The 19,566-nt window shown below is 38.2% G+C and carries 12 protein-coding genes and 1 pseudogene; 9 read left to right on the top strand and 4 right to left on the bottom strand.

What is annotated here, in order from left to right; translation table 11 throughout:
• Positions 1-422: 422 nt before the first annotated feature.
• From pheT to ACLLO5_RS24470, 4 genes are all read left to right on the top strand, one after another.
• Positions 423-2,858, top strand: a complete 2,436-nt coding sequence (gene pheT, locus ACLLO5_RS24485) for a phenylalanine--tRNA ligase subunit beta (protein ID WP_413173080.1) — start codon at positions 423-425, stop codon at positions 2,856-2,858.
• 162 nt (positions 2,859-3,020) lie between these two features.
• The gene (locus tag ACLLO5_RS24480) at positions 3,021-3,239 is read left to right on the top strand and encodes a hypothetical protein (protein WP_413173079.1); all 219 of its coding nucleotides are present in this window, start codon (positions 3,021-3,023) and stop codon (positions 3,237-3,239) included.
• A gap of 303 nt (positions 3,240-3,542) precedes the next feature.
• On the top strand, positions 3,543-4,742 hold the full coding sequence (locus ACLLO5_RS24475; RefSeq protein ID WP_413173078.1) for an IS4 family transposase: 1,200 nt from the start codon (positions 3,543-3,545) through the stop codon (positions 4,740-4,742).
• Between the two features lie 274 nt (positions 4,743-5,016).
• Positions 5,017-5,286, top strand: coding sequence for a YciI family protein (locus tag ACLLO5_RS24470; RefSeq protein ID WP_413173077.1), 270 nt, complete (start codon positions 5,017-5,019; stop codon positions 5,284-5,286).
• 50 nt (positions 5,287-5,336) lie between these two features.
• On the opposite strand, the gene ACLLO5_RS24465 is transcribed toward ACLLO5_RS24470, so the two are convergent.
• Positions 5,337-5,531 carry a hypothetical protein gene (locus ACLLO5_RS24465; protein ID WP_413173076.1) on the bottom strand — a complete coding sequence of 65 codons (195 nt, stop codon included), beginning with the start codon at positions 5,529-5,531 and terminating at the stop codon, positions 5,337-5,339.
• Positions 5,532-6,060: 529 nt separating this feature from the next.
• Here ACLLO5_RS24465 and ACLLO5_RS24460 point away from each other — a divergent pair.
• Positions 6,061-8,589: a sugar phosphate nucleotidyltransferase gene (locus ACLLO5_RS24460; RefSeq protein ID WP_413173075.1), complete on the top strand. Its 2,529-nt coding sequence runs from the start codon at positions 6,061-6,063 to the stop codon at positions 8,587-8,589.
• Between the two features lie 195 nt (positions 8,590-8,784).
• Here the strand turns inward: ACLLO5_RS24460 and tnpC are convergent, their stop codons facing one another.
• The 3 genes and pseudogenes from tnpC to ACLLO5_RS24445 form a co-directional block, all read right to left on the bottom strand.
• Entirely contained in the window at positions 8,785-10,257 is a 1,473-nt protein-coding gene (gene tnpC, locus ACLLO5_RS24455) for an IS66 family transposase (protein ID WP_413173074.1), read from the bottom strand.
• Between the two features lie 57 nt (positions 10,258-10,314).
• Positions 10,315-10,674 (bottom strand): annotated as a pseudogene (locus ACLLO5_RS24450) (IS4 family transposase); the annotation flags it as partial.
• A 287-nt stretch (positions 10,675-10,961) separates the two neighbouring features.
• A complete protein-coding gene (locus tag ACLLO5_RS24445; protein WP_413173073.1) occupies positions 10,962-11,939 on the bottom strand; it encodes a carbohydrate kinase family protein in 978 nt (325 codons plus the stop codon).
• 342 nt (positions 11,940-12,281) lie between these two features.
• Here ACLLO5_RS24445 and ACLLO5_RS24440 point away from each other — a divergent pair, with 342 nt between their 5' ends.
• From ACLLO5_RS24440 to ACLLO5_RS24425, 4 genes are all read left to right on the top strand, one after another.
• Positions 12,282-12,557 carry a helix-turn-helix domain-containing protein gene (locus ACLLO5_RS24440; protein ID WP_413173072.1) on the top strand — a complete coding sequence of 92 codons (276 nt, stop codon included), beginning with the start codon at positions 12,282-12,284 and terminating at the stop codon, positions 12,555-12,557.
• Positions 12,558-13,034: 477 nt separating this feature from the next.
• Positions 13,035-13,688 carry a DUF6391 domain-containing protein gene (locus tag ACLLO5_RS24435; protein ID WP_413173071.1) on the top strand — a complete coding sequence of 218 codons (654 nt, stop codon included), beginning with the start codon at positions 13,035-13,037 and terminating at the stop codon, positions 13,686-13,688.
• A 48-nt stretch (positions 13,689-13,736) separates the two neighbouring features.
• On the top strand, positions 13,737-14,732 hold the full coding sequence (locus ACLLO5_RS24430) for a glycosyltransferase (protein WP_413176184.1): 996 nt from the start codon (positions 13,737-13,739) through the stop codon (positions 14,730-14,732).
• 67 nt (positions 14,733-14,799) lie between these two features.
• The gene (locus tag ACLLO5_RS24425) at positions 14,800-19,479 is read left to right on the top strand and encodes a CheR family methyltransferase (protein WP_413173070.1); all 4,680 of its coding nucleotides are present in this window, start codon (positions 14,800-14,802) and stop codon (positions 19,477-19,479) included.
• Positions 19,480-19,566 lie beyond the last annotated feature (87 nt).

The following is a 19,566-nucleotide window of genomic DNA, read 5'->3' as shown; positions in this document are numbered from 1 at the left end:
GGCAGAGTGGATACAGAGCATCGGTTTTACCTCTCTTTAATCCGAACATTCACCAGTTGCTTGCCACTACACACCTTAGCAACTAAATCAAGAGATTGCAATCTTTTTTAATAAGAATTACTTCATATTTCGTTACAATAATTCCAAGAAGGAGTTCAGAAGTCAGAATTCAGAATTCAGGAGGCAGGAGAAAGAAGAAAGAAGAAAGAAGAAAGAAGAAAGAAGGAATTAATCTTTCCCCCCTGCTCCTCTGCTCCTCTGCTCCTCTGCTCCCCTGCTCCCCTGCTCCCCATCTCCCCTGCTCCCCATCTCCCCTGCTCCCCATCTCCCCTACTCCCCATCTCCCCTACTTTTAAAAAGCTGACTGCCCAGTGCTATAAAATGAAAGCAGCAAAAGACGAATCCGAAAACAAGCACACTCCATGCGTATTTCTCTAAACTGGCTGCGTGAACTAGTAGAAATTAAACTTAGTCCCGAAGAATTAGCCGAAACCCTGACAATAGCCGGGTTTGAAGTAGAAGATATTGAAGATCGCCGCACATGGGCCAATGGCGTAGTTGTGGGGAAAGTGCTTGAGCGTCAACCACACCCCAACGCTGATAAACTGAGCGTATGTACAGTAGATATTGGTGCAGAAGAGACATTAAATATTGTTTGTGGTGCGGCTAATGTCCGTGCTGATATTTATGTCCCAGTTGCCACTACAGGAACTTATTTACCAAATATTGATTTAAAAATTAAACCCGCCAAACTCAGAGGTGTCCCTTCCAACGGGATGATCTGTTCCTTAAAAGAACTGGGTTTACCGACTGATTTAGACGGAATCCATATTTTTACCCCAGAAAATCTCACTCTGGGTAGTGATGTCCGTCCGTTGTTGGGTTTAGATGATGTAATTTTAGATGTCACCGCCACCGCTAACCGTGCTGATGCTTTATCTATGGTGGGAATCGCCAGGGAAGTGGCAGCTTTAACAGGTGGTAAATTGTCTATTCCGCAACCAGAAAACGTGACAATTGCCCAAAATACAGGAAATTTAACCGTAAAAATCCGAGAAACTCAAGCTTGTCCCGCTTACATCGGTACAGTTATTGAACAAATCAAAATCGCCCCTTCTCCTGAATGGTTACAACAGCGTTTGCGTTCAGCTGGTGTCAGACCAATTAATAATGTTGTAGACATCACCAACTATGTTTTATTAGAACGGGGACAACCGCTCCATGCGTTTGACAAAGAGCGTTTACAATCTGTAGCTGGGGGTGAAAATTTAACCGTTGGTGTTCGCTTTGCTGATGCTGGAGAAACCTTAAAAACTTTAGATGGACAAACCCGCAATTTATCTACTCAAAATTTATTAATTACTGCTAATAACAAAGCCGTCGCTTTAGCAGGAGTAATGGGTGGAGAAGAAACTGAAGTTCATGAAGGTACACAAAGTTTAGTTTTAGAAGCTGCGTTATTTGATTCTGTCACCATTCGTCGTTCTTCTCGCAGTGTGGGATTAAGAAGTGAAGCTTCTGGTAGATATGAAAGAGGCGTAAATCGAGCCGAATTAGAAATAGCTAATAACCGGGCTTTATCGTTAATTAGTGAATTAGCATCAGGTGTAATTCGGCAACAAGAAATATCTGATACTCGTCCTGATCCCTCCACCTGGTCACATTCTATTTCTCTACGTTTAGATAGAGTCAATGAAGTGCTAGGTCCGATTGAATCAGAAGAAGAAACTGGAGAACTGGAAGTAGATGACGTAGAAAAAATCCTCACTGCTTTGGGATGTGAATTGGTCAAAGATGAGGAATGTACTTGGAAGGTGAAAGTACCCCCTTATCGTTATCGGGATCTAGAACGAGAAATTGATTTAATTGAAGAAATTGCCCGTCTTTATGGTTATGATAAATTCTGCGACACTCTACCAGATAAAGCAGAAGCTGGCTATTTATCTTTAGATCAAGAACTACTCCGCAAAATACGATCTTATTTACGGGCAGAAGGTTTGACAGAATTAATTCATTATTCTTTAGTCAAACCAGGAGAAGATCAACAAATTGTCCTTTCCAATCCTTTATTTGCCGAATATTCAGCACTACGAACTGATTTAATTGCTGGTTTAATTGACGCTTGTCAATATAATATAGAACAGGGAAATGGGGTTCTAAATGGTTTTGAAATTGGGCGGATTTTCTGGCGAGAAGAAGAAGGTTTAGACGAAGCGGAAATGCTGGCTGGGATCATGGGTGGTGATTCTACCCTTGGTAAATGGTCAAGTGGTGGCCGTGAACAAACCCTAACTTGGTTTGAAGCTAAAGGCATTTTAGAAAGTGTATTTCGTCAATTGAATTTATCGGTGGAATTTCAACCAGAAAACCGAGATTCTCGCTTGCATCCAGGACGTACCGCTTCTTTATGGGTGCGGGGGATCAGATTGGGTACTTTTGGACAAGTTCACCCCCAACTGCGACGGGAAAAAAGTTTACCCGAAGCCGTATATGTATTCCAATTAAGTTTGGATGCGCTGTTGAATGCTTTGGATGATGATGAACTGCTAGTTCCTAAATTCCAGCCTTTTTCTACCTATCCAGCCAGCGATCGCGATATTGCCTTTTTCTCTCCTGTAAAAGTCACCGTTTCAGAAATTGAAAAGGTAATTACCAAAGCTGGTAAAGGGTTATTAGATTCTGTGGAGTTGTTTGATGAATATCGTGGAGAGAATGTCCCACCAGGACAGCGGAGTTTAGCTTTTCGCTTAATTTATCGTTCAAGCGATCGCACTCTCACCGAAGCAGAAGTTGAACCAGTCCATAATAAAGTTCGTGAAGCTTTAGTGGAGAAATTCGGCGTGAGTTTGAGAAGTTAATTAATGGGTAATTGGTAATTGGTAATTGGTAATTGGTAATTGTTGTTTATTTACTAATTGCCAATTTTCCTTACCATCAATATTCTTGTGATATTATTGTAAGTAATAGTAGTGTTTAAAAACTATAAAATCTGTAGTAAATGTTAAAACAGAGAAAAAATTATGAATTCTACTGAATTAAGACAAAAAATTGAACAAGATTTATTAACTATTTTTCCAGAAAATTTAAAGTTAATTGATGAATTTGTGGAGTTTATTAAATATAAACAAGAAAATAAACAAGAAACAAATTTAGCAGAACCAACAAACTATAGACCTGCTTCTGGTCGTTCTATTTTACGTCATGCTGGAACATGGACAAATAAAATCAGGATTAATTAATAAATTTGGACACAAGCAAAAAACTAAACGTCAAACAACTAAAATCTCTCAATTAGGTTTTGATGAAAATCATGTTTGGATAGATAGCAGCAATAGGAATTCGTAATCAATTAACTTTAGTTTCGGCTGATACTGATTTTATCAGAATCAAAACTGTTATTAATTTTTCTTTGGAAAATTGGCTTGGTAAGTGATAAAAGTTATCTTAACGGGTGACAAGGGGGTTGAAGATGAGATGTGGCAATAATTTGAGAAAATAAGGGGGGAAAAAAATAGGGGCAAGGAAGCCCCCAAAACAAAAAAATGTTACCACAATCATATCAAACAATTTTCAGAAAGCATTTGAGTGAACAGCAGTATTTGACATTGGAGATATTGTTGTTATTGATACAAGCTCATCGCCAAGTAAAACTGTCAAAATTGGCAAGTTTATTTCCCCAACCAATTCAATATGAAAGCAGGAAACGCAATCTACAAAGATTTTTAGCAATAGGGAAACTCTGCGTAAAATTATTATGGTTTCCGTTGATAAAATATTGGATTAGACAATCGTTAAAACCAAAGCAACTGAATCGAGAACAGCGTCGTTATTTTCAGAAAAAACAATATCAAAAATATGGTTATTGGATGGTAGCACTGGATAGAACACAGTGGAAAGGACGAAATATATTTATGGTGACATTGGTATGGGGTACTCATGCCTTACCACTGTATTGGGAAACATTAAATCATGTCGGAAATAGTAATTTACAAACCCAAAAACGATTGATAAAGACGGCAATAAAGTTGTTAAAAAAATGTCGAATTGTGGTGTTAGCAGATAGAGAATTTCATAGTCCAAAACTGGCTAAATGGCTTGATGAGCAAGGAATATATTTTGCTCTACGTCAGAAAAAAGACCTTCATTTCCAAGAAAAACCTGAACAAGAATATCAAGTTCTTAAAAACCAAGGGTTTAAGCCAGGAATGTCGAAGTTTTATGAGAAAGTCAAATGTGGGAAAGGGGATGAATTAGGTTTATTTAATATCGCTGTTTATTGGAAGAGAAAATATCGAAATAAAGGACCAAAAGAACCTTGGTATATTTTAACGAATTTGCCAACTTTGAAACAAACTTTATGCCTCTATAGATGCCGATGGGGAATTGAGCAATTCTTCAAGGATTGTAAAACTGGTGGTTATAATCTAGAGGATACCAAAGTCAATGAAACACGATTTTTAGCTTTAGTATTATTGATTATCATTGCTTATAGTTTGGCTACTATGCACGGTCAACAGATGAAAAAACTAGGTATAGAAACTTATGCCGGACGTATTCAACAACATCAGGACAAGTACCCACGCCAGAGTAATTTTAGCTTTTCTCTCTACGGACAACTTTGGATTTATGGCATGGAATTATGGGCTGATTTAGCTCTGAACTTAATCGATCTCAAGCCTCATAAACGCCTCTTTTTTCAACGTGGCTTTCAGGCTCTATCCCTTATGAAACAAGCTGTTTAGCCACCTTGTCACCCGTTAAGAAAAGTTATGAAAATAAAGCTCAAGCGATCGCACTCTTACCTCCCGCAGCATAAGCAGCAAAAGCACCAATAGCAAGACCCATAACACCAAATAAAAAAGGAATCATCGGTATCATAAAATTTTTAACCTATATTTACTAGTTATCTAGGAGAGGCTAGTAATATAAATTATACCAAAATCTCATAATTATAATTGACTACAACTCACAATACATCTAAAATAATTTTTTCACTGGAATAGAAATAACAACATCATGCCTAAATATGTAATGTGGGGAACTTACTGCGAAGACGTTTTAACCAAACGAGAACCCTATCGTCAAGCACACTTAGAAGGATTAGCCAAACAAAAAGAATCCGGTGTTTTAATCACCCTTGGTCCTACCAAAGATGTCACCAAGGTTTTTGGTATTTATGAAGCCGAAGATGAAGCTACTGTCCGTCAATTAGTGGAAGCTGATCCCTATTGGCAAAATGGCATCTGGATAGAATATGCTGTTAAAGAGTGGATTCAAGTCTTTTAATTCATTCGTAATTCATAATTAATTACGAATTACGAATTATGAATTACGAATTATCCTTTCAGCGCCCTTTTAAAGTTGCGACGATAGGACGGATTAGCAATAAACAATGCAGGCCATAATAAAGTAAAACCGATGCGATTAGGAAGGGTTTGTGTAAAATGAGTCTTATCAAACCCACACCAAAACTTCCAAGCACCAACTACATAAGCCACTATCAAACCAATAATAATTAATTTCACTGCCATTAACTCCCTTAATAACTTCAGAGAATTTTAGTTAAAAACTACCACACATTACAAAAACTGTATCCCCAAAATACAGAACTTATACATTAAACTTTCAGATTCCGACTTTGGAGTCACCTGATTCTAGTTTAGATTAGTATTATAGATTGCTGCCAGTTCTTAGAAATTTTGCTGGGTTAGGAAAAAATTAGAAGTATCTTAAATTTACTGTCTGTAAGCATTCGCACTTCAGCAGTTATCAATCAGCTAAAACCCTGGAAAGCCTACTTGGTGGTGATAGAGTCATCTAGAGGTTGAAAAATTCATTCTTTCTCCTGCTTTCTAACCCATAACTTCTTGATGGTACACCCTGGATTGATCCGTGGGGTCAATCCAAAATCCAAAATCCAAAATCGAATGACTCCTTTTTTGATAGAGATGTTTCTTGTGGAAGTTTCTCAAAGATCAAAATCCATAGGAGACTAAAGAAAGAAACAATCAAATTTTATAACGAATCTCGATGCAGCCAAGGCTGCAATTAGGAGGATTTATGCGTGCAGTGCTGATGGCAGGTGGTTCGGGGACACGGTTACGTCCTTTAACTTGTGATTTACCAAAGCCGATGGTTCCTATACTAAATCGACCAATTGCTGAACATATTATCAATTTACTCAAACGACATCACATTACAGAAATTATTGCTACGTTACACTATTTACCAGATGTCCTCCGAGATTACTTCCAAGATGGTGGTGATTTTGGAGTACAAATGACTTATGCTATTGAAGAAGACCAACCTTTAGGAACAGCAGGTTGTGTAAAAAATATTGCTGAACTTTTGGACGAAACTTTTTTAGTAATTAGTGGCGATAGTATTACAGATTTTGACCTCACCGCAGCCATTGAATTTCACAAACAAAAACAGTCAAAAGCTACTTTAATTTTAACCCGTGTTCCTAACCCAATTGAATTTGGGGTGGTAATTACGGATGAACAAGGACGCATTAACCGATTTTTAGAAAAACCTTCAACGAGCGAAATTTTTTCCGATACAGTTAATACTGGTACTTACATTTTAGAACCAGAAGTTTTGGAATATTTACCAGAACACACAGAATCTGATTTTTCTAAGGATTTATTTCCTTTACTACTAGCAAAAAATGAACCTATTTATGGTTATGTAGCCCAAGGTTATTGGTGTGATGTGGGTCATTTAGATGCTTATCGAGAAGCACAATATGATGCTTTAGCCAGGAAGGTAAAACTGGAGTTTGCTTATCAAGAAACTTCCCCTGGTATCTGGGTGGGACAAAATACTTATATTGACCAGACAGCCAAGATTCAAACTCCGGCTGTGATTGGTGATAATTGCCGAATTGGGGCAAGAGTACAAATTGAAGATGGTACGGTAATTGGTGATAATGTCACTATTGGTGCAGATGCTAATTTGAAGCGGCCTATAGTTTGGAATGGGGCGATTATTGGGGATGAAGCCCAGTTATCGGCTTGTGTGATTTCCCGTGGGACTCGTGTTGATAGACGCGCTCATGTATTAGAAGCTGCTGTGGTTGGTTCGCTTTCTACGGTGGGAGAAGAGGCACAAATTAGCCCTGGTGTGCGGGTTTGGCCGAGCAAAAAGATTGAGTCAGGTGCAATTTTAAACATTAACCTGATTTGGGGAAATACCGCTCAACGAAATTTATTTGGTCAGCGTGGTGTACAAGGTTTGGCGAATATTGATATCAGCCCGGAATTTGCGGTGAAGTTGGGTGCGGCTTATGGTTCGACTTTAAAACCAGGTTCTAAGGTGACGGTTTCTCGTGATCAGCGTAATGTGTCGCGGATGGTAACTCGTTCTTTAATTGCTGGTTTGATGTCGGTAGGTGTGGATATTCAAAATCTTGATTCTACTGCTATTCCTATTACTCGCACTGTGATTCCAATTATGGGAGTAGTGGGTGGTATTCATGTGCGTGTACACCCAGACCGCCCTGATTATATCTTGATTGAATTCATGGATGGTAAGGGGATTAATATTTCTAAGGCTCAGGAAAAGAAAATTGAGGGGGCTTATTTTAAGGAGGATATGCGGAGGGCGCAAAGTCACGAAATTGGTGATGTGGCCTATCCTAGTCAGGTGATTGAACGTTATTGTACGGCTTTTGAGAAGCTGTTAAATGTTTCTACTCTTCGCAATAGTCGGGCAAAAGTGGTCATTGACTATGTTTATGCGGTGTCTGGGGCGGTGTTACCGCTAATGTTAGATAAATTTGGTGCTGATGCGGTGGTGTTAAATGCAAGTGTCAATAAAACTGCGATGACAACTACTAGCCGTGAAGGGCTGTTGACTCAATTGGGTCATGTGGTGGAAGCATTGAAGGCTAATTTTGGGGTACAGGTATCAGCTAATGGTGAACAATTGATTTTAGTTGATGAGTCTGGTTATCCGATTCGGGGGGAAATTCTGACGGCGTTGATGGTGGAAATGATGTTAACGTCTAACCCTAGATGTTCGGTAGTTGTGCCGGTTCATGCTTCTAGTGCGGTGGAACAAGTGGCGCGTCGTCATGATGGTAAGGTAATTCGGACAAAAGCAAATCCCACTGCTTTGATGGAGGCTTGTCAGAAAAATCCCAATGTGGTTTTGGGTGGTAGTGGGGAAACTGGTTTTATTTTCCCACAGTTGCATCCGGGGTTTGATTCGATGTTCTGTATTGCTAAGTTGATTGAAATGCTGACTATTCAAGAGCGATCGCTTGCATCTGTTCGCGCAGAATTACCCCGTGTCATTCACAAAGATTATACCATCCGTTGTCCTTGGACTGCTAAGGGGGCGTTGATGCGATATTTGGTGGAAACCCACCCAGCGCAGAATTTGGAGTTAATTGACGGGGTAAAAATTCGTCAACCCTATGATGATAGTTGGGTGTTAGTTCTGCCTGATGCTAGTGAACCAATGGTACATTTATTTGCTAACAGTAGCGATCGCGATTGGGTAGATGACAGTTTGAGAAGTTACCGTAATCGTGTGCAGACTTTTGTCGAACGAGAACAGGAACATTACACTGCGGAAGTATAAATTAATCAGATTCCCGATTTTTTAGAGAAGTCGGGGATCTTTTTGTTTACATAGGATTGAGGATTGCTATACATTTTTGAATCGTTTGCATCACTAATTTACTAATTACCTGAATGGCTATTTGAAAAGTCTTCATGCTATTTGCATTTTTCCAAGGGGGATTTACCCAAATGCTTTTTGTGTAAGGATTCAGGTCTAAATTTGAGGGATTAAATTCGGGGTCTGGACATAAGGATTAACCATAGCTTTAATAGCTTGGTCAAAAAACTCAATTACAGAACGTCCTTGACGACGACAGGTTTGAATAACCGTCAATAAATTGGCAGTATCTTGAAACCGCTCCATAGAACGAGAACCGCCACTGACTTTTCGTTTTGTCACGGCTAAACGTAACGTTCGCTCGGCTAAATTATTATCAGGGGGTATGTGCGGGTGGTCTAAAAAATACCACCATTGATGAGCTTTATTGCGTAAGGAGCGTAAAAGTTTACCAGCTTCCCCTCCAGCTTTATCAATCCAGAAATGAATAGCTCCTTCAACTTTTTGTTTAAACTCGGATGCCCAACTCAAGAATTCATCAAGGTTTCGGGTTTGTTGGAATAAAGCGTAGTGTTTAAAACCTTCATCTATAAGGCTGATGAATGCTGACCCAATCTCTTGGTTATTCAATCCAGGAAGCTTAATGAGTTTCTTGAAATGACGACGTAAATGTGCCTGACATTTCTGTTGAGCTTTGACTGGATAACCGTTATAGGCACTAAAATCATCAGAACTGAGTACACCCTCATAACTTGAACCCAGGATAGATTCCAATTCCGCACGAGAACGAGTATCCGCCGCATGAAATAGAGCGAAGTCGGTATTAGCAAAAATCCATAACCATTCTTTTACCCCTTTTACTACCCAGGGTGTTTCATCTGCATGGATATTGGGCTGGGTAAGTTTTATCCACTCTTTCAGTTGGTCAATACTTTGAGCCACTGCACTATCTATTCGTTCATTTGTGGCGACTAATGTTCCTACCCCAATTTCTATTTGACCTAGTTCCCACAACAATTCTTGTTGTTTTTCGTAGGGTAAATGTCCGTAGTTATTTATCCATCCCAAAAAAGCTTGCAGTCTAATTCCTATATCTTGTCCTGGTACTATCTCTGGTGACCAGTCTGCTGTTTGTGTTTCTCCACACTGGCTGCAAATACAGCTATATCTTTGATATTCTAATATTTCTATTGGTCTGTCTACCAACTGTGCTACTTGCTGCGTTTCTATTTTTATGGGTTCGCCAAACAATTCCCTCTGACCACAGCAACTACACACTTGCGGCCTTAATATCTCAAACCTATCGACTCTGCCAAACCCCTTTCTCGTTTTTCCTGGATGCCCTGGTTGTCCGCCTGGTTTCCGTTTTGGTGTCTCGCTCTCTTCTGAGTTCTCTTCTTGTTTGTTCTCGGTTTTTTTGAGAATGTCTCCTGATGGTGGTTTCGATGATGTTGTGCTGTCTAAATCTCTGCTGGCTTTGAGTTTCTCTATTACAATTTCTAGTTCTATTACTCTGGTTTTTAGTGCTTCTATGGCGAGCGCCTGCTCCATGATTATCCCTACCAGTTGCTCTGTCGCCAACTGTCTCAAGGTTTCACTGTCTAGTTTTGGGGGCAGGTTTTTTTCCATAATTGATATATTCTGCTTCCCATCTCACACTTGTCAATACCCCCGACCTGAATCCTTACGTCCTTTCCACTGTGTTCTATCCAGTGCTACCATCCAATAACCATATTTTTGATATTGTTTTTTCTGAAAATAACGACGCTGTTCTCGATTCAGTTGCTTTGGTTTTAACGATTGTCTAATCCAATATTTTATCAACGGAAACCATAATAATTTTACGCAGAGTTTCCCTATTGCTAAAAATCTTTGTAGATTGCGTTTCCTGCTTTCATATTGAATTGGTTGGGGAAATAAACTTGCCAATTTTGACAGTTTTACTTGGCGATGAGCTTGTATCAATAACAACAATATCTCCAATGTCAAATACTGCTGTTCACTCAAATGCTTTCTGAAAATTGTTTGATATGATTGTGGTAACATTTTGTTTTTTGGGGGCTTCCTTGCCCCTATTTTTTTCCCCCTATTTTCTCAAATTATTGCCACATCTCATCTTCAACCCCCTTGTCACCCGTTAAGCTTTTTAGCTTAATTGGGAATAGTAAAACTGGACTTATATTATATTAATGTGCGATCGCCTTTTTTCTGAAATGAGATAGTACGATCGCACGAATCGCCATAGAATCGGTAAAATAAATATTGACTGCATTTATATATAGCCAGGAATATCAACCGATTTTAGCTGATATTCCGGCTGAATCTGCTACTACTTAAAGTTGATGGGAAACTAGAAAAGCATCCACTTCTGCCGCAGTTGGTTGGGATGCGATCGCACCTGGTTTAATAGTAGTCAGCGCCCCCACAGCACTAGCATAGGTAATAACTCGTTTTGCGGTTTCTGCATCCCTCAAATTTTGAATACCCGACAAACTCAACTGATGGATAAACCCAGCCAAAAAGCTATCTCCCGCACCAGTTGTATCAACAACAGGCATAGAAAAAGCAGGTAATCTGCCTTCGTTCTCACCTAAACAATAGGCACAACCATTTTCTCCATCTGTAACTAAAACCCCTTCTAATGAGTTGAGGCGATAAGTAATTGCTCCTGCATCGGTAGTATCAAATAACCATTCAGCCTCTTCTTTAGTCAACTTGAGAAAATCGAATCGTTGCAATAAAGCCTCAATTTTTTGTCGTGCTATATTTGCATCTTGCCAAAATACAGGTCGCCAATTTACATCTAATATGATTTTCAGGTCATATTGTTCCGCTAATTTCAATGCCTGGTGAACTGCTGCCTCACTTTCAGGATAGGCTAATTCCAAAGTACCCAAAACCAAAAAATCTGCCTCTGCAAACAAAGAATGCGGTAATTGTTGAGCTTGTAAACGAGTATCTGCAAATTCGCTAGTATCATATTTCCCAAAACCGGCAAAAGTGCGATCGCCCGCCAAATCCCTGACCACATAAACTTGTCGCGTTGGTGCCGTAGGATGACGTTGTACACCACTTGTATCTACACCCACATCTTGTAACAACCTCACCAGAGTATTACCAGGTTCATCCTCTCCTACCGCCCCAATAAACCCTGCTGGCGTTCCCAATTTCACTAAAGCACAGGCAACATTAGCAGGCGCTCCCCCTGGGTAGGGAGTCCATGACCTCACTTCTTCCAGCTTTAGCCCCATTTGATCAGCTAAACAATCAAACAGAATTTCGCCAAGGCACAAAACACGGGGATTACTCATCTCATTTTCGATTTTCGACTAGGGATTAAGAGCCTGATAATTAGTGTACAGCGTACAACTCAAGCTAGAAAAAAACCGATATAGATGCAAATGGATTGGGCGCAGTTTTACGATACTTTTTAATTTCCAACTTCAATTAATCCATCATCTAAGTATAATTTAACCATAAAAGCAATATTTAGTACAAAAAGTTTTAGAAAATAGATTAATATCCAGATCAAATCCAAAGAAAATATGGACTTTGGTATGAGTAGGAACATTTATCACGTCTAGCTCTGAGAGAATCTTTTAGAATGAGATAGAGCGATTGAGTACATATACCAAGGGAGGAATAAATAAGTCATGGCTGCTAGTGAGTCTGGGACCCCTGTTAGTCTGTCAGACAGAGAACTGCAAATTATCGACTTAGTGGCCGCTGGCTTAACTAACCAAGAAATTGCAGCAAAACTGGAAATCAGCAAACGCACAGTTGATAACCATATCAGCAATATCCTCACCAAAACCAAAACAGACAACCGAGTCGCATTGGTTCGCTGGGCTTTACAGTGGGGAAAAGTTTGTTTAAATGATGTTAACTGCTGCATTTTACCTAACAACAATGATTCAAATATTGACTAGTCAAGTGCTGCTGCTCTCCTTTAAGATGCGGAAACGTCAATTTTGAGGTTTACTGATAGTCTCCTCCTCACGTCTTTTTTTCAGTGTGAACCTCTACCACAAGTTCAGTAACTTAAATCTTGTACCTTCTGAATCATGCTAGGGTGGGCATTGCCCATCCTCAAAAATAACATTATTATCAAATTTGATTTAGTCACTTTGGCAATAATGATGGTGCAAATAGTAACTTTACTTTTACTTAAAAATAGTTACAGCGGTTTGCGTAGTTAGGAAGTACAACATCTAAATTCAAACCTATACACAAAGCCAGTTTTACTCCTGACTCCTGACTCCTGACTCCTGCTGTAACACAACGTAAATATAGCAATCCTATTTAAGAAATGAACAACAAAAATTAGTAACACTTCAGTGATACAAACGCTAAATTGGAAAGAAATCTGTCCCAGCTTTATCAGCTTGGAGGTTAATTAACGGAAAATGAATACTTCAACATCCTATTCAGGCGACTCATTCCCCTTTAACTTCTTTAACCTTGAATTTATCGCACCATCACCAAATCAAGATAGCGATTTACTCAAACAGCTATCTTTTGTCCCTGGCCTGCAAGAAATTCTGATGCTGCGTCAAGTTCACGCCCTAGAACACGCTACTGTTTGGGTACTGAGTGAGACTACAAGCGTTTATTCCCCTCTCGGAAACCCCAGCAATGTACAGTTTGATAACGAATCATTAAGCGGGTTGTCCACAGAACAGGGATTTTACCTTTATGGTGAAGTCAATATCAGTCATTTGCGGCGTGCGGTAACACTAGCCCAAAATCGCCTTACCAATGGAGAATGGGATCTAGCCGTACATCCCCGTTGCGGTACAAATTTATCTGTAGCAATGCTATTAACAGCTGGATTTGCTATAGGTGTATACGCAATGTTACCATTTCGACCAATTGAACAACTGATAGGCTTAGGAATAGCTGCAACTACAGCCTCTGAACTTGCACCAGATTTAGGTTCTATCGCCCAACGTTACTTAACAACAGCGATTCCCTTTAACCTATCAATTGAAAATATTATTCGTACACGAGACACTTGGGGACGTGAAGCTCATTTTATTAAAGTAAAATGGCGGGAGTAAATATAGCAGGTGGCAGGTGACAGTAATCAAAGCGAATTACTATATTATATGAGAAAACTTTACTTTTTAGTTCCCGGAACAGATAGAAAATTTGCCTGTGGTGGTCTTTGGGCAGAGTTAAAAACATTTAATTTAGCTCAACAAGTTTGTAGTGCAGAAGTTGTCACCTATCGACAAAAAGAAAAAGACAAACTTTTTCTTGATGATTTATTACAAACCCAAAATTTAGATGATGTAATTTTTGTCATTAGCTGGGGATTTGATATAGCTAAACTAGCTCCTAAATTGCAAAAATACAATGTAGTTTATCATGCTCACAGTGCAGGTTATAAATTCAATCTTCCTAGCAGTATTCCCATCATCACAGTTAGCCGCAATACAATGGGATATTGGGGACAAAAAGCGCCAAATAATCTGATTTATTATTTACCTAATCAAATTGCTGATGAATTTACAAATTTACATATTGAGAGAGATATTGATGTTTTAGTTCAAGCCCGAAAATCTTCTGAATATTTAATTCAAGAATTAATTCCTGCATTGCAAAAACAATGTAAAGTCTTTGTAGTTGATTCTTATATTGAAGATTTACCTGGATTGTTCAATCGAGCTAAAATCTATCTCTATGACTCTGCTGAATATTGGGCGCAACAAAGCGTAAGTGAAGGCTTTGGTCTACAACCTATGGAAGCATTAGCTTGTGGTTGTCAAGTTTTCTCTAGTGTAAACGGTGGACTTTCTGATTATTTAGACCCTGGATTTAATTGCTATAAAATTGCTGGATATTCTCTAGAATATGATGTGCAGAAAATATTAAAGACTTTATCATCTCCACTTTCTTTGTCTTTATCAAGCGAAGTTTTAGCAGAGTATCGAAGTAAGAATATAATTCAGCGATTTGCAGTTATTTTGGCGGAAATAAATGAATTTTTAGATCAGAAAAATCATTATTCTGGTAATATTAAAAATTTAACTACATGGCGTTTAACAAAGTTATTGATACAGAGAGTATTTAATAAAGTAAAAAAGAGATATTTCTCATGAACATATTATTCCCCCTGCCATAAATAATAACTAACCCACCATCGAATTCAAAAACACTACTTATGCCATGCTACCAGAAGATTCTCAACTTCGCCTAGTCGCAGAAATCCTAGCAGCAGATGGAGAAATTAACCTTCTTCATTACAAATCAAGTACACTCAAGCGCCGTATTCAACACCGTTGTTCATCTGTGAATTGCAACAGTATTCAAGACTATATTCAATACTTGCAAACCTCTGAAGAAGAACGGCAAAAACTGCGACAAGATTTATTGATTTCTGTGACTAGTTTTTTCCGAGATCCAGAAGCATGGGAGTTTCTTGCAGTTAACGTTATTCCCCAACTACTAGAAGAAACAGAACCAAATGGGCAAATTCGATGTTGGGTGGCAGCTTGCGCTACAGGAGAAGAAGCCTACTCCTTAGCAATATTATTAGACGAAGCAATTCAGAAACATCATTCACCAATTAACTTCACAATCTTTGCTACAGATATTGATTCTACTGCTTTACAACAAGCATCTCGTGGTATCTATCCTTCATCTATTAGCCATGAAATAACACCAGAACACCTAGCACGTTACTTTATAAACCGAGATGAAAGTTGTCAAATAATAAAACATTTACGGGAAAAGATAGTTTTTGCTCCCCACAATTTAGTTCAAGATGTGGGTTTTATCGACATGAACCTGGTTACTTGCCGCAACGTGCTAATTTATCTGCAAGCTGAATTTCAACAGCAAGTTATCAAGATGTTACATTTTGCTTTAACAAATCGAGGTAAATTATTTTTAGGTAAATCCGAAAACTTAGGGAAACTTGAAGCAGAGTTTTTGCCTCTAAGTAAAGTTTGGAATATATATGAAAAACGTCGAAATATTCGCTTAACCCTACCATTTAAAAATAATTATGAGACTATAACCCCTACTTATCCTAATAAGATATCCCTAAAGGAGAGAACAAGGCCAATTTTTGAGCCTATGCTGTCATCTGCTTTTAAAGCATTTTTAATTGACCGGGAAATGACTTGTTTTTTGGTCAACTCAGACTATAAGCTACTGTACCTAGTAGAAGATTTAGCCCCAGTTTTACAACTACCCAAGGGTGAGTCTACTTCTGATGTTACCAAAATAGTGATTCCTCCCTTACAACTGCTCTTAAAGACAGCTTTAGAACGGGCAAAAAAAGATAATAGAACTGTATATTATCAAGGATTGCGTCTAACTGAACAGGACAATTCTCCCAGTTGGAAAATGACTGTAAATTACCATAATAATTCAGTCTTGGGGGAAGATTTTTTCATGGTCATGATTGAAAAACAAGATATAGTTGCCGATAACATTCAACCTTTGGAATTGAATGCAGAAGCTAATCAACGCATCCTAGATTTAGAAACCGATTTAAATCAAACACAAACTATCTTAGAATCAGCAATTGAAGAACTAGAAGTTAAACAAGAGGAACATCAGGCGATACATGAAGAATTAATTGCTTCTAATGAGGAATTAAAAAGCACTAATGAAGAACTCCATTCAGTGAATGCAGAACTTTACACTATTAATAATGATTATCAGAGAAAAATTCAAGAAATCACCCAACTCACCAATGATGTTGAAAACTTACTCAATGCTACCAACATTGGTGTGATTTTTTTAGATCAGGAGCTAAAAATCCGCAAATTTACACCTGCTGCTACCCAAGCTATTAATTTAGTAGTAACCGATATTGGCAGACCTATTCATCATCTATCTCATAACTTAACTGCTGATAACTTCATCTCTTTATTAGAAGAGGCTTTAACAGCCAAAAAAATCAAAAAACATGAAGTCAAGCTCAAGGATATAGATACTTACCTACTTTTACAAATTTATCCTTATTCCGTCCCAAATCAACAGAAAATTGATGGTTTGGTGTTAAATTTCGTAGACATCAACGATATTAAACAAAGTCAAAAAAAATTAGAAACAATAAATTTAGAATTGCATCAAAATCAAGCGCAAACCCAAGCAATTATAGATAATTCTAGTGCGGCAATTTACATCAAAGATATTCAGGGAAGATACATTCTGGTTAATCGTAAATGTGAATCTTTAATTGGAAAAAAAGATGTAGTCATAGGTAAGACAGATTTTGAATTACTCCCGCCAGAAATAGCAGGGGTAATTTGGAGTCATGACTGCACTGTTATAGAAAATAATGCTGCCTTTAATTTTGAAGAAGAATCTACTATAAACGGTGTGTTGCATAGTTACATTGCTGTTAAATTCCCTCTGTACGACCAGAATCAAAAAATCTATGCAGTGTGTGGAATTTCCACTGATATAACTCAGATCAAACAAACAGAAGCAGCTTTACGCCACAGTCAAACATTAAACCAAGCTATTATAGATAATTCTAGTGCGGCAATTTACGTTAAAGATATTCAGGGAAAATACATTCTGATTAATCGTCAATCCGAATATTTAACTTGCTTAACAAATGATATGGTCATAGGCAAGACAGATTTTGAATTATTCCCTCCAGAAATGGCGAATTCATTTTGGAACAATGACCGCACTGTTATAGAAAATAATTCTGCCTTTAATTTCCAAGAGGAAGCTAATATCAATGGAGTATTGCACAGTTACATTGCTGTTAAATTCCCTCTGTACGACCAGAATCAAAAAATTTATGCAGTGTGTGGAATTTCCACTGATATAACTCAGATCAAACAAACGGAAGCAGCTTTGCGCCACAGTCAAGCATTAAACCAAGCTATTGCTAAAGCCCTACCGGAATTGATTATTCGTGTTCATAGAAATGGTACTTATTTAGATTTTAATGTCCCTGAAAATTTCCCCATCTTAGCTCCTGAAAAGGAACGTATCGGTATAAATATTCAAGATGCTTTGCCGCCAGAAGTTGCTCAACAAAGAATGGCTTATATTGAATTAACATTAGCTACAGGTAAAACACAGAGTTATGAACTTCAAAGAGAAATAAATAATCAACTGTATTGGCAGGAAGAATCTTTTGTTCCCAACGGTGCAGATGAAGTTATTATTGTCGTGCGAGACATTGGCAGTCGTAAGCAAATTGAATTAGCACTCAAAGAAAGTGAAGAACGCTACGCACTGGCAACAAAAGCCTCTGGTGAAGGTTTATGGGAGTGGAATCTGCAAACTAATCAAGCTTACGTTTCAGCCCGGTATGAAGAAATTTTAGGTTATAAAAATCAGGAAGTTACCTGGACTTATGAATTTTGGCAAAGTTTATTACATCCTGAAGATCGGGAATGGGTATTAAATGCCATGTCAACACATTTGACACAAAAACTTCCCCATGATATTGAATTTCGCATCCGCAAAAAAACAGGAGAATATTTATGGGTACATTCCGCAGGACAAGCTGTATGGAATGAGGCAGATGAACCCATCCGCATGGTTGGTTCTCTACAAGATATTACTGAACGTAAAAATGCACAAACTGAACTGCAAAAACTCACTCAAGAATTGCAACGATTAAACCTAGAGTTAGAAACCAGAGTAGAAACAAGAACAGCACAACTGCAAGCTGCTAATGATAAACTCACTCTTGCTAATGCTGAATTAGCTCGCTCAACCCGCCTCAAAGATGAATTTTTGGCTAATATGAGTCATGAGTTGCGGACACCTTTGAACGCTATTTTAGGACGAACAGAAATTCTCCAAGAAGGTATACATGGTAATTTGAACGAAGCTCAACTATCAGCTTTAACAACAATAGAAAATAGTGGCTACCATCTCCTTTCTTTGATTAACGATATCCTCGATTTAGCGAAAATAGAAGCTGGTAAAATAGAGTTAACAATTCTGCCCACAAATATTAAGCTATTGTGTGAGTCAAGTTTAGCATTTGTGAAAGAACAAGCTTTGAAGAAAGGTATTCAATTAAATTTCAGCATTCCTGAAAATTTAGTGCGAATTAACCTTGATGAACTAAGAATGCGTCAAGTGCTAATTAATCTTTTGAGTAATGCGGTGAAATTTACACCAGCAGGTGGAAATGTGAGTTTAGAAGTTGAGATTGATAACTCACTTTGGTTAATGATTTTGGTTAAAGATACAGGTATTGGTATTGCTTCAGAAAATTTAGAAAGTTTGTTTCAAGCCTTTGTACAAATTGATAGTGGTTTATCTCGCAACTATGAAGGTACTGGTTTAGGTTTAGCTTTAGTCAAAAAGTTAGTGACGCTTCACTGTGGAACTGTTACTGTTACCAGTAAACTTGGTCAAGGCAGTTGTTTTACAATTCGTCTTCCTTATGCAGCTAATGAAAGTGTAGAAAATCAATCTCTAACTGATTTACAACAGCTGACAGGATCAGCTGCAACTTCAACACTGCTAGTCAATGAAATTCCCCTCATCCTCCTAGCAGAAGACAACCCAGATAATATTCAATTAACTCAAGACTATCTCAGTCATTTTGGTTATGAAGTAATTGTGGCTGTTAACGGTTCTGAAGCAGTAGCTATGGCTAAGATGCAAAAGCCGCAATTGATTCTTATGGATATTCAAATGCCGGAAATAGATGGGTTAGAGGTGATTCGCCAAATTCGCAGTGATGAAAGTTTAGTGAGTGTTCCTATTATTGCGCTCACAGCCCTAGCAATGCGTGGTGATAGAGAAAGTTGTTTAGCAGCGGGAGCAAGTGATTATTTATCTAAACCTGTTTCTATGAGAATTTTAAGGGCTAAAATAGAGCATTGGCTTTCAATTAGGAGTTGGTGATGTACTCCATACAAGGCAAAATTCACCAGAAAAATAAGATTTGTTCGTTTCGTCGCTGTAGTCTTCTTTGTTTTCGCTACGTTCAAA

It is taken from the genome of Anabaena azotica SJ-1, assembly GCF_047275885.1.
Lineage (GTDB): Bacteria > Cyanobacteriota > Cyanobacteriia > Cyanobacteriales > Nostocaceae > Trichormus_B > Trichormus_B azotica_A.
The sequence above is the reverse complement of the archived record's forward strand: the minus strand, read 5'-3'. Positions and strand labels throughout refer to the sequence as shown.

Bases quoted from the DNA above. Each gene is read 5' to 3' on its own strand.
- pheT (WP_413173080.1), top strand. From the start codon at position 423: ATGCGTATTTCTCTAAACTGGCTGCGTGAACTAGTAGAAATTAAACTT.
- ACLLO5_RS24480 (WP_413173079.1), top strand. From the start codon at position 3,021: ATGAATTCTACTGAATTAAGACAAAAAATTGAACAAGATTTATTAACT.
- ACLLO5_RS24475 (WP_413173078.1), top strand. From the start codon at position 3,543: ATGTTACCACAATCATATCAAACAATTTTCAGAAAGCATTTGAGTGAA.
- ACLLO5_RS24470 (WP_413173077.1), top strand. From the start codon at position 5,017: ATGCCTAAATATGTAATGTGGGGAACTTACTGCGAAGACGTTTTAACC.
- ACLLO5_RS24465 (WP_413173076.1), bottom strand. From the start codon at position 5,531: ATGGCAGTGAAATTAATTATTATTGGTTTGATAGTGGCTTATGTAGTT.
- ACLLO5_RS24460 (WP_413173075.1), top strand. From the start codon at position 6,061: ATGCGTGCAGTGCTGATGGCAGGTGGTTCGGGGACACGGTTACGTCCT.
- tnpC (WP_413173074.1), bottom strand. From the start codon at position 10,257: ATGGAAAAAAACCTGCCCCCAAAACTAGACAGTGAAACCTTGAGACAG.
- ACLLO5_RS24445 (WP_413173073.1), bottom strand. From the start codon at position 11,939: ATGAGTAATCCCCGTGTTTTGTGCCTTGGCGAAATTCTGTTTGATTGT.
- ACLLO5_RS24440 (WP_413173072.1), top strand. From the start codon at position 12,282: ATGGCTGCTAGTGAGTCTGGGACCCCTGTTAGTCTGTCAGACAGAGAA.
- ACLLO5_RS24435 (WP_413173071.1), top strand. From the start codon at position 13,035: ATGAATACTTCAACATCCTATTCAGGCGACTCATTCCCCTTTAACTTC.
- ACLLO5_RS24430 (WP_413176184.1), top strand. From the start codon at position 13,737: ATGAGAAAACTTTACTTTTTAGTTCCCGGAACAGATAGAAAATTTGCC.
- ACLLO5_RS24425 (WP_413173070.1), top strand. From the start codon at position 14,800: ATGCTACCAGAAGATTCTCAACTTCGCCTAGTCGCAGAAATCCTAGCA.